A 15860-nucleotide genomic window follows, 5' to 3' on the forward strand; every position below is an offset into this window, starting at 1 on the left:
GGAAGATCGACCGGTGGGGCCTCATGCATTACCTGCTCTATTGCAACTTGGTCGCCGCGTTAGTCTTGACTATCGCCTATCAGCCGACCATCAGTAGATTGCTCGGGTTTCACCGAGAACCATCCTTCACTGACCTCTTCGAGAGTCCCGGATGAAGCCATTAGACGGCACTCCCGGGTCAACTCATCTGCCGTGACCTTCGATGCAATCCCCCGACTCGCGGAGAATCTCTCAATCCGCCACGAATCGAATACAGGGGTTCCGTCGATAAGGAAATCGATATCGATTTCCCGACCATCGCTCGAAACAAACAGGCAACCGTCGCCGTGTACCGCGTACTCGATCCCACCCGAGATTGATCCAGACTTTGACAGCTGGCCTGTACGCACACGCCTCACGATCGCTGCCAGGCTCGAACCCAGGTCAGGGAGACTTCGCAAGACTTCCGCTTGAACACGAGCGAGGGTCTCAACATACTCCGTCACCTCGGCGGAAGCGTTGCTCATCATCTGTACCCCGGCCTCTTGTGACGGTTCACGAGTTTATCGGGCCCCACTTCAGCCCATGCGGTAATCACATCGTCGATGCCGCCCGAGTAGCGGGCGATCAGCTCCTCTTCCGGCACGACCTGATAGGGGACATCAATCCCAGCACGCTTGGCCGCTGCGACACGGTGGTGACCGTCCAGGATGTACAGCTCATCATTATGCTGCGCAACCTTGATCGGACCACCCTGCCAGCCGCCTTCCTTCATGGACGCCGTCAGATTGTCCACGTTCCGCTTGGATGCGTTACCGGAAAGCGCCTCGGTTCGCTTGAGACTGTGAGGATCTGCTGTTCCGCAGTTGTGAACGAGGACCGGCGTAGCCCCGGCCAGCACATAGTACGTGTGGAAGTTGTTGACGGTGAGGTTGTGCGTGGTGACTGCGTAGGGGTAGTTGCGCTTCGTTTTGACGGTGAGGGTGGTGCCGTCGGGGCGGTGGAGGTGGTCACCCGGGTTGAAGTCGCCCGCGTCGACCCACTGGTGGCGGGTGTCGTTCCAGTGCGGGTGGTGGAGGGTGGAGGTGAGCTGGACGGGCGGGGCGCGGGGGTTGGATTCGTCGGTGAGGGTGAGGTCGGTGAAGTCTTTGTCGTCGGGGGTGGTGATGGTGTCGGTCACCCGCTGGGGACGGGTTTCGCCGGTCTGTGGGTCGGTCGCGAGGACGGTGTCGCCGACGCGGACGTCCTGGATTTCCTTGGTGGTGCCGTCGGCCATCTGGACGCGGGTGCCGGTCGGGAAGCTGTTGAGCTCGCAGGAGACGGTGGTCTCGGTGTCTGCGCCGCCGTTGCTGTGGGACTCGACAGAGTCGGCGGCCCCCGCTTCGGCGTCGGATGCCTCTCGGGTGGATTTGGCTTCCGTGCCTGCGCTGTCGCCCGCGGTCTCCTTGCCGGCTTTCTGGGAGGCTGATTCGGCTGCCTTGGCCTCGGCTGCGCGGGCTTCCTTGGCTGCTGTCTTGGCCCGGGTCATCGCTTCTGCCGCGCGGGCCACTCCGCGTTCCGCCTCGTGGACGGCGTCGTAGGCCTTGTTCAGCTCCTTGTAGACCTTGAAGGCCTTGATGCCGACCCTGATGGCCTTGGCGATCTTGCCCCAGGGGACGAAGTTCAGCGCCGTGTTGATGCAGGCCATCGCGTCGCCCTTGGTGAAGCAGTCGCGGGCGTCGTTGTAACCGATCAGGTCACCGACGATGTTGATGACCTCGTGGAGCAGGTGGTCCCGGCGCTTCTTGGCGTTGTTGAGCTGTCCGTGGGCGTTGTTCAGCGCGGTCTGTCCGTCATCCCCGCTGCTGGGAGGGTTGTAGATGTACGGCTTGTCGAGGCCATCGGCGTGGTTGTTTGCGCACTCCTCAGGGAAGTCACAGGCGTTCTTGAGGCCGGTCGGGTCGGATGAGTTGACGGGGTTGTTGTTGGAGTACGCGTACGCGTTCCACTGCTGCGGATCGCCCGCGTCGATGATCGGGTCCGGGCTGATGAAGCGGCCCGTCGTCGGGTCGTACTCGCGGGCGCCCAGAAGGGTGAAGCCGGTCGATGTCTCCTTCGTGCCGCCGATGAAGCCCTTGTCGCCGGCCCACGCGCCCGGAGCGGGCGGGGTGCCGCGGTCGTTGCCGAAGGGGTCGGAGGAGCGCCGGACTTGGGCCAGGTCGGCGGCGTTGAACTGGACGCCCCCGGTGCCGTGGTGGTCGGAGCACTGGTAGGCGAGGGTGGACGTGCCGCCGGTGGTGGTGCGGGTGACGGACAGACCGCCGGGGGCCGCGTACGTACGGATGTCGGTGACCTTGCCCGTGACGGTGTCGAGCGTGATCTGGTCGGTGCCGAGGCTGAGCGTGGTGCTGCCCGGGTCGCGGCGGATGAGCTGGTTGCCGCCCGTGTCGTAGAGGTAGCTGGTGCCGGCACTCTGGCCGGTGCCGGTGATCTTGTCGAGCTTGCCCTGGTCGTTCCAGGTCAGGGTCTTGGTACCCGGGGTGCTGGTGATGGAGGCGGTGTTGCCGCCGGCGTCGTAGGTGTACGAGGTCACCTTCGTGCCGGAGGGGCTGGTCTCCGTGGAGTTCATCAGGGCGTGCGGGCCGCCCGTGCCGCTGCCCGTGTTCTGGCGGCCGCCGAAGGTCTGGGTGACCGTGGTGTCCTTGGCCGCGTTGCCGGTGACGTCCTTCTTGACCAGCTTGGTGCGGTTGCCGAGAAGGTCGTACTCGTACTGCTGCCAGTACGGCGTCGGGCCGCCCACGCTGGGCTTGCCGGCACCGTCGACCGCCGGGCCGCCGGCATTCGCACAGCCGCCGATGCTGGGGACGCTGGGCTGAGGGACCGTGGTCTGGGTGCCGGTGTCGGTCCAGGCCTGGGTCAGCCGGCCGAGGTAGTCGTGCGTGAAGCACTGCAGGTCGCGCTTGGCGCCGTCCTGGGTGTTGCCGATCGAGGTCAGCTGGCCGACCTGGTTGTAGGTGTAGTCGACGACGTCGACGCTGGATGTCGCGTCGGTCTGCTTGTCGAGGGTCGAGCGGATCTGCCGGCCGGTCGCGATGTCGTAGGCGACCGTGGAGACGATCTGCTTGGCGCTCTTGCCGACCGTGGTGCGGATGACGTTGCCGTACGGGTCACGCCGCAGGTCCACCACGTACGGGGAGCGGCTCGTGCCGATCGTGCCGTCGAACGCTGTGAGGTTGCCCGCGGCGTCCATGGAGAACGCCATGCTCTCGACGCCGAGTCCGGCCTTCGGAACGCCGGGAAGCTCGGTGGTCGCCAGCTGGCCGTATGCGTCGTAGGTGTTCTTGGTCTCGTAGGTGCCTGCCAGCGCCTTCTCGACGGCCGGGATGGTGGTCTTGGTACCGAGGGGGCGGTAACCGGCGTCATAGCCGGTGACTTCGGAGACGTAGGCGCTGCCGGCGGCTCCGCCGACGTAGCGGGTGCTCGTGGACGGCTTACCGAGGGCCTTGGTGTCGTAGGAGAAGGCACCCACCTGCTTGGCCGGGTCGACCGTCGTGCCCTCGTACGTCGCGACGGGGCGGCCGAGCAGGTCCGTGACCGTGGTGGCGCTCTTGTTCCGGCCGTCGGTGACGGTGGTGAGGTTCTTGCCGTCGTCGTAGACCGTGGTGCTGGTGCCGGCGTCCGGGTCGGTGGTCTTCACCACGCGGCCGAGGAGATCGTAGGCGAAGGTCCACTCGTTTCCTGCGGCGTCCTTGCGGCGCAGCTCCTGGCCCTGCGTGTTGGACTCGTACGTCGTCTCGTCGTACGGGCCGGTGGGGGTGTTGGCCTTGTACTGGCGCAGCAGCGAGGTGGTGCCGTTGCTGATGGTTGCCGTCGCGTAGCCGCCGTTCGGCGGGATGGTGCGGGTCTCGTCGGCGCCCGGGTACTCCGTCTTCGAGCGCCACTGCTCGACGCCGTAGGACTGGAAGATCGAGGCGGTGGTCCGGCCCAGGCCGTCGAAGACTGAGACTGTCTGCGCGGGCAGCTTGCTGTCGGGGTTGACGCCGCCGTTGGGCAAGAAGAGGGTGCCGGAGGGCCGGGCCTCGTCGTTGTAGTAGGCGGCGCTGGTCTTGGCCTGCCAGCCGTGGGAGTCGAAGAACGCGTCCGTAATCAGGCGGCCCGTGGTCCCGGAGGCGGGGTTCGCCTGGGTCTGGCGGATGCGTCCGAGCCCGTCGTAGACGGTGTAGCTGGACGTGTACGAGTTGTCGTTCATCAGAGCCTGGCTCAGGACGCTGGACGGCGCGTTCGTCCCGTTCATCGCGTAGGCGTACTTGCGCACGGGCAGGGCGGCGTTCGCCTTCTCCTGGCCCGGTTGCCAGACGGCGGTGATCCGGCCGAAGGCGTCGTACTCGCGTTCGGCGACGTGCTTGTTCTCGTCGGTGGTCTTGAGCGGGAGCGAGCGGCCAGCGTCGAGGGTGGTGGTGGTCTTCCAGCCGAGCGGGTTGGTGTGGGTGACTTCGGTGGGCAGGGCGCCGATGGCCGGCGTGTACTGCGTGGTGGTCAGCGCACCGTCGGGGTGGGCGGCGTCCTTACGGGTCTTGTTGGTGTTGCCGATGACGCGCCCGTAGGCGTCGTACGTGGAGGTCGAGTTGAGGCGGTAGACCGGCTTGCCCGCGGCGTCGTACGCCTCCAGGACCGAGGTGCCGGTCTGGTCCGCCGTGGCTCCGGCCTGCCCGGCGGGCTGATTGTCGAAGGCGGTCAGGGTGTCGCCGACGATGTTGGCGGTCGTCGGGGTCTGGCCGCAGGCGCCCTTGAGGACCAGGGTGCGGGAGACCAGCTCGCTGAGGGCGCCGCCGGGGCCGGCCGCGTACTCGAAGGTGGTGCACAGGCGCTGGTCGGGCCGGGACAGGTCGCTCTTGTCGTCGACGACGGTGGGCCGGGAGAAGAGGGTGTCGTCGTACTCGGAGGTGCGCTCGCTGGTACGCCAGGTGCCGTCCGCGAGCTTGGCGCGGGTGGTGACCTTGGCGGTGTTCTGCGCGCGGGCCGTGATGGCCGGCAGGCCGCCCGACTGGGTGCGCGTCGCGGTGGCGTTCTTGCCCAGCCAGGGGGTGGTGACCTCGTCAGACACCACGCTCCCGCCATCGCGGTCGTAGGTTACGGTCTGGCGGACCCGTCCGGACAGGACGTTCTCGTCCTTGATGGTGCCGCCCTGCGCGTCGGCGACGGTGACGCTGCGCTTGCTGCCGTTGGCGAGGACGTCGCCGTCCATGCCGCGCAGGTACAGGGCCACGCTCTTGGTGCGCGGGGCCTCTGCGGCGTTGCCGTTGCCGGTGCGGGTGGTGACGGTGGCGAAGCCGCGGAACTGGTCCCAGGTGCGGGTCTTGGGGTCGGTGAACTCGGAGTCGTTGCGGTGCCAGGCGATGCCGCCGCCGTACTCGTAGTCCGTGACGGTGGTGACCTGGCCGGCGACCATGTCCTGCTGGGTGACCGACTGGACCACGACCTTGTTGAACCAGTCGCTCACGGGGTCCGCGTAGGACTGGCCGGGCAGGTACCACTTGACCGGCATGCAGGCCATGGTGTTGGCGTCCTCGGCGGACGGCATCGTGCCCTTGTTGCGGGAGCACTCCGGCGCCTTGTAGACGACGTTGATCAGGCCGCCGGTCTCGGTGGTGATCTTCTGGATGCGGGGCCGGTAGTAGCGCGGCGCCGAGGCTTCCGTGCCGTCGGGGCGTTTGACCACGCCGTCGACGCGGTTGGGGATCTGGAGCGGCTGGAAGGAGACCGCGGGCAGCGCCTGCTCCGGCATGCCGTTGGAGGCCTTGCGGACGATCGAGTCGAGCCACAGCGTGGGGGAGGTGCCGTCACCGGGGTCCTGGAAGGACTGGCTGAGGACGTAGGTGTCGACCGGTCGGTAGCTGCTGCCGGCCAGCACCTCGGTGTTGATCTTCGTGGTGCGCTTGGTCGTGAAGTAGGTGGGGGAGAGGTTCAGACACTGGCCCGTGGCCGCGCATTCCTGGTCGACGGGGGTGTCGGGCCAGGACTTGGCGTTGGCCTTGGTGCGCTGCGCCGGAGCGCAGGTGATGGGGCCGGCTGCGAAGCAGCGCTCGGCGGTGTCCAGCCACACTTGCGCCGCGGGTTTGGCGGCGCCTTTGGCGGCGATCTGGTCGGGCAGGCGCTGGCCGTAGCCGACCCGGGTGGGATAGCTGCCCCGCTGGTACTTGGTGGAGGTGCCGGTGCCGTTGTTCTGGCCGCCGCCACGGCCGTAGTAGTTGTCCTCCTGCTCGTAGCGGTAGGTGATGAGGTTCTGGTGCGGGTCGACGACGTAGTCGAGGTTCCACTGCCAGCCGAGCTGCTGCCAGGAGCCGTTGGCCGGGGTGGCGGCGCCGAGGCACTTGTCCTGGCCGCTGTTGAAGTACACCGGCACGGTCGAGACCGACTTGGCCTCGGGGTCGGTGCCGTCACCGCCGGGGAGGCGGTTGGAGCCGAAGTAGTACTGCGTGCCGTCGGTGGTGGTGACCTTGAACGCCTCGCCCTTCCAGGCGGGGTTGCGCTGGCCGGTCAGCCGCTCGATCTTCGTGCCGTCGTCGCCCTCGAGGCGGTACACGCACGTGGTGTCGTCGCGGACGATCTGCCCGGAGTGCCCGGCGAGGTTCAGCGAGAGGATGTCGCCGGCCCAGCACTCGTCGCCCGAGTCCTTGATCCCCGCGTCCTTGCAGCCCTTGTACGAGCGGGAGACCGAGCCGGGGCTCCACTCCCAGCCCTCGCCGAACGGGCCGGCCTGCGCGTTGGTCGATGCGGTGCGCCCGTCCACGGAGGAGGAGTCGTAGCCGAGGGAGATGCCCGGCCCGGCGCCGGCGATGCCGTTGGGGACCTCGACGGTGTAGCCGTACGTGAAGTTTGCGGCGTTGGCCCCGGCCTGCCAGGAGGCGGAGGGCTGCAGCGGCGTGGCCGAGAAGTCGCCGCTGGGGCCGTTCGGGGCCGCCTCGACCGCGAGCGCCACGTCCTGGGTGGCGAGCACCTGCGGGGCAGCCGCGGCGCTGCCGGTCTCGCCGGGCTGCGCTGTGCGCGTCAGGGCGGAGGGCGCGCGGTTCTCGGGTACGTCGACCTGCGCGACCAGGCGTCCGGAAGCGTCCCGGTGCGAGGCCAGGGGCGTACGAGTGGTGCACCCCGGGGCGCCCGGGGTGGTCAAGGCACAGGGGGGCAGCTGCACCAAACGGGCGCGGTCGGCCCAGTTGGCGCCGGCGGCCCTGGCCCATGCCGAGACGTCGAGGCCGACCTCCACCTTGCCCGGGAGGGCGGAGCCGGCAGCGCCGCTCAGTGAGACGAGGGCGCCGTGGACCCCGGCGGCGCGGGTCTTGACGGGGTCCTTCACGTCGATGTGCAGGGTGTCGCCCTGGCCTGAGTCGGCTCCCGTTCCGCCGATGGCCAGAGAGGATAGACTTGCCGATCGATTCACGCCATTTACAGGTGCGATCCAGACAGGAAGCTCTCCCGCCCGAATCGCTCCGGCCCCGGGCGTTCCGCGGGCAGCACTTTTCCCACCGAGGGCGAGGGTCACAGTCCCGGAAGGAAGCTTGCTGTTCGAATCTGGGATCCATTTCCGGCCAGCCTGAGTCTGCTTGGCCGGAAGCTTGGCGTTCGCCCCCTTGACCGGTTTCGCCTCCGGCAGCGGCGTATTGGGCGGCACCCACACCGCGGGCGGTTTATCCGCCGCCTCGACCACGGGCAGCCCGAATCCGGAAACCAGAACGGCCAGCGCCGCAACGACCGCTACCCGCGACCGCCCCGGGCGCAAGCGCACGAAGAAACCACGTCTACGAGACAACCGAATCCCCCCACAGGACACAGAAAGCGCAAAGTCCGGGCCGACGGGATCCGGAGCACACGCACCTTACGTACTGTCCGTTCGATTTATCAGCGGAGTCTCAGATTCCCCTGGCGTGACTCATGTCACTCATCGGGTATCGCGGATGTTCGCCCCCCAAAACGGACACACGTCGCCCGAAATGCGTTGACAGGATTGCAGTCGTGAAGAAAAAGTGCCGTTGACTTCTGTCCGTCTCACAGCTCAGGGGGGCCATACACGTGAGGCCGTCATTTCTTGCACCATGGACACTGCGGCCGGGGGGCCTCAGACGAAGGGCGCAGCGCGTAGGTGTCCTACCCGCTGCCGGAGCCGCCGTGCTCTCCCTCGCCGCCGGGCTCATCGCGGCTCCGGCCGCCGCGGCCGACACCGGTGCCCGCGGTCACGGACCCGGTCAGACGGCCTGGCCCGCGCCTGCATCCACCCCGGCGCCGAGCGCGCAGGACACGGCCATCACCAAGGCGCTCGACGAGGCCAGGAGCAGCGGGAAGCGGGTGCCCGTCGCCGACCTGACCACCGCGGACTCCCAAACCTTCGCCACCCCCGGCGGCACGCTGACCAGGGACGCCGCGCCCGTTCCCGAGCGCCTCAAGGGCGCGGACGGGAAGTGGCGCCCGCTCGACGCCACCCTCGGCGCCGCTGCGGACGGCACCGTGGTCCCGGCTGCCGTGCCCTCCAAGCTCAGCTTCTCCGGCGGCGGCACGGGCCCCATGGCCACCATGTCCACGGCCGACGGCAAGCGCCTGGCCTTCAAGGCACCGTTCGCACTGCCCAGGCCCACCCTGCTCGGGGACAGCGCGCTGTACGCCAACGTGCTCCCGGACGTGGACTTGCGGCTGACGGCCAACCGGCAGGGCGGCTGGAGCCAGGTCCTCACCGTCCGCACCGCCCAGGCCGCGGCGAACCCCGCGGTCAAGAAGCTCCGGCTGGACGTGGAAGCCGACGGGCTGACCGTCACCAGTGACTTCGCGGGCAACCTCGCCATCAAGGACGCCGACGGCCGGACGCGCTTCAGCGGCCCGACCTCCTTCATGTGGGACTCGGCGGCGACCGCGCCGGCCCCGGCCGCCGCTGCGGCTCCGCGCCTGAGCAAGTCGGCCGGGGCCGACGCACCGCAGTCCGCGCCGACCGCGGAGCAGCCGCCTGCGACGTCCAGCGCCGACGGCCCGGGCGCAGGTGCCTTGGTGAAGCCCGTCCGGACGACCGCCGACGCCAAGGGCATCGAGCTCGTCCCGGATGCGGAGCTGCTGGGCAAGGGCACCGGCCCCTGGTACATCGATCCGGGCATCAACCCGGTCCTCGACAACACCAACCAGGCCTGGGCCCAGGTCCAGGAGGCATATCCGGACACCAACGAGTTCAACGGCACCGAGTACGGGCAGGACAAGCCGGCTACCGGCTACTGCGGCTACAACATCGGGAACCCGCCGTGCACCGGTATCGGCCGCACCCGCGCCTACTTCCAGATCGGCGTCGACTCCAGGCTCCAGAACGCCGAGGTCATCAACGCGACGTTCTCCGCCACGGTGATCTCCTCCTCCAGCCCCAGCACGCCCACCCCGATGGGCCTGTACTCCACCAGCGCCATCGGCAACCCGACCAGCTGGAACCGGCAGCCCTGCGGCACCGGCTCCACCATGCAGGGCTGCGGCCAGGCCGGGCACACCACCATGTCCGGAACCGGCCAGATCGACTTCAACGTCACGGACCTGGTCAAGAACGCGGTCCGCTCCAACTGGCCCACCATCACCCTCGGCCTGGCACCGGACGACGAGTACAACAAGTACTACCGCCAGCGCTACAACAACACCCCGCACATCGTCGTCGAGTACGACATCACGCCCACCGTGTGGTGGCCCCGCACCCGGCCCACCCCCGGCTTCGCCGGCACCGCCGCGTACGCAGACTGCCGCACCCCCGGCACCGCGAACCCGTGGGACAACCCCGGCTGGGTCGGCGCCAACAACAACGTCACCCTCACCACCGCCACCTGGTCGCCCACGAATCGGCCGCTGCAGACGACGTTCCAGTACTGGGACGACGACGACTCGGGCAAGAGCACGTACCTGCAGACGGGCTGGAACGGCGACTACGGGGACGCTACCGTCGACGCCGGTCCGCTGACCGACGGACACCAGTACGGCTGGATGGCGCACACCACGGACGGAACGCTGACCAGCGCGGCAACGGAGTGGTGCTTCCTGCGCGTCGACCGGACCCCGCCCACCGCAGCCGTCGCATCCACCGACTTCCCCGCCTCCGGCAGCATCGACGCCCACCCCAAGCGGGTGAACGAGGAGGGCACCTTCACCCTCTCCGGCACCGACCCCGCGCCGGCCGCCGGCGGCCGCTCCTCCGGTCTGGCCTGCGCGCGCTGGACCACCGACCCGGTCAAGGCCGCCGCGGTCAACTGGAAGTGCACCGACACCGACACCAACATCGCCAAGCTCACCGACGGCAAAGCCACCGTCAGGCTCACCCCGCAGCGATGGGGCACGAACCAGCTCTACCTGCAGACCCAGGACAACGCCGGCAATCTCTCCCAGCCCGTCGCCTACAGCTTCTACGTACCCGCCAACCCCAACAGCCCGGCGCCGATCTTCGGTGACCTCACCGGCGACCGGAAGACCGACATCCTCCTGCCCGACAGCTCCGGCGCGCTGCGCGTGATCGGCGGAGGCACGGACCCGGCTGCGGCGCCCAGCGCCCGTCCGCAGCTCGCCCCCGGATGGAACGGCTGGACCGGCATCCACACCACCCACCGCGGCAGCCTGGGCGACAAGAACGTCGACGACCTCTTCGCCCACCAGCCCGGGCAGTCCAACCTCTACCTCTACCTCAACAACGCGACCGGTGGCCTCGACGGCTCAGCACCGGTCTCCGTGGCCAAGCCCGGCAGCTGCGTCACCCCCGCCGGAACGGCACTCGACTGCACCACCCACGGCTACGGCGCCGACTGGTCAAAGACCAGCCAAATCGCGGCTTTTGGCTCTATCTCCGGTGACACCGCGAAGGACGGGGCACTGGAACGAACCTCCCTGGTGTTCGTCGAAAACGGACGCCTCTGGCTCGCAACGGCCGGAACCGCCAACAAGCTCGCCTCGCGATCCATCCTGCTGTCCGCCAACGACACGCGGTGGGACGAATACGAGGTGGTCACTCCCGGTCGCGCGCAGGGGACCGACTTCCCGACCCTGTGGGCCCGGTCCAAGACCGACGGCACCCTGCACGCCTTCTCCGTCAAGGGCACGCCCCAAACCCCCGACCTCACCGGTTTCACCAATCCGGCAGCGGGCCTCATCTCCGGCACGATCGACCCGAAGACGTACTCGCGGATCGGCTCCGACGGCGACCTGAACGGAGACGGGCTGCCCGACCTGTGGGCCGTCGACGCCAACCAGCAGCTGACCGCCTTCACCGGCGCAGGCACCGCGCCGAACGGAACCACCGTCCCCCACCCGACCGTCACCGGCATCGTTCCGGCCACAGTCGCGCTGGGCAACCTCAACATGCCGACAGCCCAGTGGAAGCTGACGGGCCAGACCGGCACCACCACTCCTGACGCGGTCGGCACCAACCACGCGACTGCCTCCGGCGTCACGTTCACGGACGCCACCGTCGGCGGACGCCCGACGAAGTACGCGGCGTTCGACGGCAAGGCCCCGTCAACCGTCACTGCCTCCCGCCTGGCCGTGGACACGCGCAGGAGCTTCACCCTCAGCACGTGGGCCAAGACCGACTCCAACGGCGGCGTCATCGCCAGCCAGGACGGAAACCGCACCAGCTCCTTCATCCTCTACGCCGATTCCGGGAACAAGCGGTGGTACTTCGCCCTCGGTTACGCCGATGACAACAGCTGGCCGTTCGACTTCACCAGCACGGTCAGCGACGCCGCCCGCGTCACACCTGACACGTGGACCCGCCTGACGGCCGTCTACAGCGCCGAGACCGGCCGCATGAGCCTGTACGTCAACGACACCCTCGCCGGAAGCGGCCAGCACCGGGCGTCCACGAGCCCGGCGCCCAGCGGACCGCTCGTCCTCGGCCGTTACAAGGCAAACGGGGCCGGGAGCGCCTTCCTCCAGAAGGGCGGCATCAGCAACCTCGCCGTCTACCCTTACGCAGCCGCCCCCACTGCCCCCGACGCGGCAAGCCCCATCGCGCTGACGGACTCGGCCGCCAACTGCGCCGACAACGACTACAACCGGGCCGACGACGGCAACAAGATCCAGATCGCCGCCTGCAACGGCACCGACGCCCAGAAGTTCCAGATACGGGCCGACGGAACCATCCGCACCGCAGGCAAATGCCTCAACGCGGCGAACGCCGGCACCGCCAACACCACCCTCATCGAGCTCCGCACCTGCGACAACGCGGCTCCGAGCCAGCAGTTCCAGCCACGAGCCGACAACGGCATCCACAACCCGGCCTCCGGCCGCTGCCTCGACCTCGGCAACTTCGACACCACCCCCGGACACCAGCTCTGGCTGTTCGACTGCAACACCAGCCCGGCCCAACGCTGGACCATCCCCACTCTGAGCACGGCCCCACTCCCCGTGCCCACCCCGTAGTCAGATCCACTGTCCACACGCACGGTGGCCGCTCCCTTGAGTCCCAGGGAGCGGCCACCGTCTCGCTGCCGCCGCTCACACCGCCTTCGAGGGCGCCGTCGACCACGCTCGGCACAGCCCGCCAGCCTACGCCGGGTCTCCCTCCGCAGACAGCAGCGGTGCGGTGGGGCAATTGCACCCGCCACATCGGCCGAAGCGTTCGGTGACACCTCGAACGTCACCGTCACGCTCCGCTTCACTGTCGTGCGCTCCCATCACACGTTCTCGCCCAGGCGCGCGCGTACATCCCCATGCCCCTTGGTCCCGTACCGAAATTTCGCGTTCATGCCCGCCCACTGGTCAGTGCGTACGAATGAGCATGTCACCAGGGTCTTTCCATCAGCCAGTCGCAGGACCGGCAGCTCGCCCCCTTCTATCTCAAAGGCATACCGCATCCTGACGAGGTCCACATTCTCATGGTCGGCGTTGTACGCCTTGACCATCTCGCTCGTCAGCTCCCCCGGAAAGAAGTGCTCGCTCTCAGGCACCCCACCGGGGGCGGAGAACGTCATGTAATGCGCCTACCGCCCACACACTTCGCGGTCGGTGGCGGCTGTCGCCCGCACCCGGACGGCGCGGCTTCCGGGCATACGCGGACCGGGTACGGGCGGCCTGGTGGGCGCTGTCGGCCCGGGACCGGATCGCTGTCGACGGCCTGCTGCTGACCGGCGTGCTGCTCGCGGCCGCCTGGCGGGTGGGCCACCCGGTCTGGCGCAGGCGGTTTCGTACTGTCGGCCCTGGCCGGCGCGGCAGGCGTGGCCACCTTGTACCGCGGCGCCGTTTGTCCGATGACCACCGACGTCGCCGAGGCCCGGGAGTGGCTGGAGTCGTGGACGGATGTGCCTGGTCTCGAAGGGGTCGTGGTCAAGGGCATGTCCCAGCCCTACCGGCCTTCGGTCCGCGGCTGGACGAAGGTGCGCCGCCGTGACACCACCGAAGGGATCATCGGCTCCGTCACCGGCAGCCTGGCCCGCCCGCAGCTTCTCGTCCTCGGCCGCCGCGACCAAGCGGGCCGCCTGCACGCGATCGGCCGCACCATCCCCCTGCGCCCGGACGCCTCCCGGTCCGTCGGTGAGCACCTGGTCCTGGCCGACCCGGGCATGCGTGGGAGGGGGTGCGGTTCGCCTCGGCGTGGGGGGCCCGTGACGTCCTGGACGTCACCCTGGTCCGCCCCGAGCTGGGGGCGGAGTTCAGCGCCGACACCAGCGTGGACCTGGGCGGCGTCTTCCGGCACCCGATGCGATTCCGGCGGCTGCGCCTGGATGTGACCGCCGGGGACGTGGTCGGGTTCGGGGAGGGGCGTTCCGCGGCGTCCGGGTGAAGGCGCGGTCTGCGGTCACACGGCTGCGGCCCCGGCGGTGTCGGCGGGCAGGGCGAGGCGTGAGCCGAGGCGGAAGCGCATCTCGCCTGCGGCGGCGCGGACCTCTTCGGAGCGCGTCTCTTCCTCGTGGGCGCCGAGCAGCATCATGACCGTTCTGGCTTCGTCGCCGGTCAGCAGCTTCAGGCGGGTCTCGGTGAGGGCGTCCAGGAGTACGCCGAGGAAATTCTTCGTCGTCCATGTCCATACCGGGACAACTCGTGCCGCCGCCACCGGTCACCACCCCCGCGCGACCAGCGGCGACGGGCGCGGTACCCCCGCCGGGGTCTGCCTGTCAGTGCCCCTCCGTACCGTCGAAGACGAGGGCCCGGACCGGCCGACCCGGCGGGAAGGGAGCAGACATGGGTGAAATCAGCGTGAGCGGGGAGCACCTGGACCGGCTGCTCACGGACAGCTCTGGCACCTACGGCGCCCCCTATCAGCAGGCCTTCGCGGAGCTTGCCCGTATGCACCGCGGCCGTCCCGCGCCCGAGATCCTGCCCTTGCTGGCACGCGCCGCGGACCGTGCGTTGCTCGGGTTCTCGCGTGCGGGCCTGCGGGAGCAGGCGCGGGCGATCAGCGGCGGGGAGCCGTACGTTCTGCGCGTCACCGTCACCTGAGCTTCCCGCCTGCGGTGAGCGGGGCACTTTTGGCGCGGTCGGGGCGGGTCCGGCGGCGGGTGTCCGGGCGGGGAGCCCACCGCCGGGAGCGGGCGGCCGTCAGCCGTGGGGGCACGGACGGTGCCGCAGTCTCCAACGGGCAGCGGGGCGCGGGGTTACGCGCGCAACCCTGCTCGGTCGACGCGCAGCGGGGCGCAGTAGACGCCCCAAGGCCCCGTCCCAGTCTTTGCTTTGGGTGCTTGCCGCAGGGTGCCACACCACGCACCGCCGCCGCCCCCTACGGGCGAATCGCCGGGCGGCCTTCGGGCGCGTTCACCGGCACGGCCGGCCGCGCCCGATGGCTGAAGCAGAGCAGGTGGGGTACCCGGAACAGTACCCAGGGCGCGGCGACGTTCGGTCACCCCCCAGTGTCCCGGGCGGTATCCGGGAGCCGGTCGCCTGCGGCTCTCGGGGGCCCGGACCGGCTACCCTGTATGCAACCAGTGCATCTTTGATGGGAGTTGCCCATATGTCGAGTTCAGAGGCTCTGTTGCGGTTGACGGTTGCGGCACTGATGTACGCGACGGGGGAGTCGCAAACCGATCTCGGCCAGGGCCTGAGGCTGAGTCAGGGGCAGGTTTCCCGCAAACAGTCGGGGGAGTCCGGCGGGTCGTCGTGGACGCTGGCCGACCTCGACCGGCTGTCCGCGCACTACGGCATCCCGGTGTCCGACCTGTTCTGCGGGGTGGACCATGCAGTGAAGTGCCTCCCGGCCCACCGCCGGGCGGCCACGGTCGGCGGCCTTCAGACGACCATCACCCCGTAGGAGGGAGAGCAGGCCTCCGTCGAGCCGGCCGGGTGATGCGTCGATGAGGTCGCGTACGACGCCCCGGTGTGCCGAAGCTCGATACGTGTCATAGCCGCCGGGGATGTCTGCTCTCCGGGGCAGGCCCTTCGTTCCAGAGCTAATCTGGAGCCCATTTTGAAACACGTTAGGTCTGCTCTCGCTGCACGGGGATGGCCCGTGAAGGTTCCGGCACCTTGGCTCAGCGGTCGGTTGTGATCGAGTACTCACGTTTTCGTTCTTGGGGCTTGGGCAGGAGGGGAGCGTACCGCGGCGATGGGATCGCGGGCGTGAAAGGCGAAGGAACAGACATGGCTCAGGGCACTGTGAAGTGGTTCAACGCGGAGAAGGGGTTCGGGTTCATCGAGCAGGATGGTGGCGGTCCGGACGTGTTCGCGCACTACTCGGAGATCCAGAGCAACGGGTTCAAGGAGCTGCAGGAGGGTCAGCGGGTCGAGTTTGAGGTCGGCCAGGGCCAGAAGGGCCCCCAGGCCCAGCAGATCCACCCCCTCTAACCCCTCCTCGCTGCTGGCCGGGCCCGCGTCAGCGGGCCCAGGTCCTAGAGGCGGAGCCGGAAGGACCCAAGGGGTGGGAGCGAAGCGGACACCCCAACAGGCTGCAAGCCCGGACCCCGTGAAACGGGGTCACC

9 protein-coding genes are annotated in these 15860 nt (G+C 68.9%); 5 read left to right on the forward strand and 4 right to left on the reverse strand.

What is annotated here, in order from left to right:
* Positions 1–59: 59 nt before the first annotated feature.
* Entirely contained in the window at positions 60–509 is a 450-nt protein-coding gene (locus AMK16_RS38705; protein ID WP_443333635.1) for a DUF6896 domain-containing protein, read from the reverse strand.
* Positions 506–7309: an RHS repeat-associated core domain-containing protein gene (locus tag AMK16_RS33480; RefSeq protein ID WP_073921108.1), complete on the reverse strand. Its 6804-nt coding sequence runs from the start codon at positions 7307–7309 to the stop codon at positions 506–508. The genes AMK16_RS38705 and AMK16_RS33480 overlap by 4 nt, the downstream gene beginning before the upstream one ends.
* Before the next feature lie 809 nt (positions 7310–8118).
* On the opposite strand from AMK16_RS33480, the gene AMK16_RS33485 reads away from it, so the two are divergent.
* Entirely contained in the window at positions 8119–12372 is a 4254-nt protein-coding gene (locus tag AMK16_RS33485) for a ricin-type beta-trefoil lectin domain protein (RefSeq protein ID WP_079191909.1), read from the forward strand.
* A 254-nt stretch (positions 12373–12626) separates the two neighbouring features.
* Here the strand turns inward: AMK16_RS33485 and AMK16_RS33490 are convergent, their stop codons facing one another.
* A complete protein-coding gene (locus AMK16_RS33490; protein ID WP_073921109.1) occupies positions 12627–12923 on the reverse strand; it encodes a hypothetical protein in 297 nt (98 codons plus the stop codon).
* Between the two features lie 276 nt (positions 12924–13199).
* Between AMK16_RS33490 and AMK16_RS35595 the strand changes: the two genes are divergently transcribed.
* Positions 13200–13679, forward strand: a complete 480-nt coding sequence (locus tag AMK16_RS35595; protein ID WP_199885687.1) for a hypothetical protein — start codon at positions 13200–13202, stop codon at positions 13677–13679.
* Between the two features lie 68 nt (positions 13680–13747).
* Here the strand turns inward: AMK16_RS35595 and AMK16_RS33500 are convergent, their stop codons facing one another.
* Entirely contained in the window at positions 13748–14002 is a 255-nt protein-coding gene (locus tag AMK16_RS33500; protein ID WP_073921111.1) for a hypothetical protein, read from the reverse strand.
* A 128-nt stretch (positions 14003–14130) separates the two neighbouring features.
* Here AMK16_RS33500 and AMK16_RS33505 point away from each other — a divergent pair, with 128 nt between their 5' ends.
* The 3 genes from AMK16_RS33505 to AMK16_RS33515 all read left to right on the forward strand — a co-directional run bounded on the left by AMK16_RS33505 (position 14131) and on the right by AMK16_RS33515 (position 15726).
* On the forward strand, positions 14131–14388 hold the full coding sequence (locus AMK16_RS33505; RefSeq protein ID WP_073921112.1) for a hypothetical protein: 258 nt from the start codon (positions 14131–14133) through the stop codon (positions 14386–14388).
* 508 nt (positions 14389–14896) lie between these two features.
* Positions 14897–15193: a helix-turn-helix domain-containing protein gene (locus tag AMK16_RS33510; protein WP_073921113.1), complete on the forward strand. Its 297-nt coding sequence runs from the start codon at positions 14897–14899 to the stop codon at positions 15191–15193.
* A 329-nt stretch (positions 15194–15522) separates the two neighbouring features.
* Positions 15523–15726 (forward strand): cold-shock protein, encoded by a 204-nt coding sequence (locus tag AMK16_RS33515; protein ID WP_073921114.1) that lies wholly within the window; start codon positions 15523–15525, stop codon positions 15724–15726.
* Positions 15727–15860 lie beyond the last annotated feature (134 nt).

This window comes from Streptomyces sp. CB00455, assembly GCF_001905445.1.
GTDB lineage: Bacteria > Actinomycetota > Actinomycetes > Streptomycetales > Streptomycetaceae > Streptomyces.

Bases quoted from the DNA above. Each gene is read 5' to 3' on its own strand.
- AMK16_RS38705 (WP_443333635.1), bottom strand. From the start codon at position 509: ATGATGAGCAACGCTTCCGCCGAGGTGACGGAGTATGTTGAGACCCTC.
- AMK16_RS33490 (WP_073921109.1), bottom strand. From the start codon at position 12,923: ATGACGTTCTCCGCCCCCGGTGGGGTGCCTGAGAGCGAGCACTTCTTT.
- AMK16_RS35595 (WP_199885687.1), top strand. From the start codon at position 13,200: ATGACCACCGACGTCGCCGAGGCCCGGGAGTGGCTGGAGTCGTGGACG.
- AMK16_RS33505 (WP_073921112.1), top strand. From the start codon at position 14,131: ATGGGTGAAATCAGCGTGAGCGGGGAGCACCTGGACCGGCTGCTCACG.
- AMK16_RS33510 (WP_073921113.1), top strand. From the start codon at position 14,897: ATGTCGAGTTCAGAGGCTCTGTTGCGGTTGACGGTTGCGGCACTGATG.
- AMK16_RS33515 (WP_073921114.1), top strand. From the start codon at position 15,523: ATGGCTCAGGGCACTGTGAAGTGGTTCAACGCGGAGAAGGGGTTCGGG.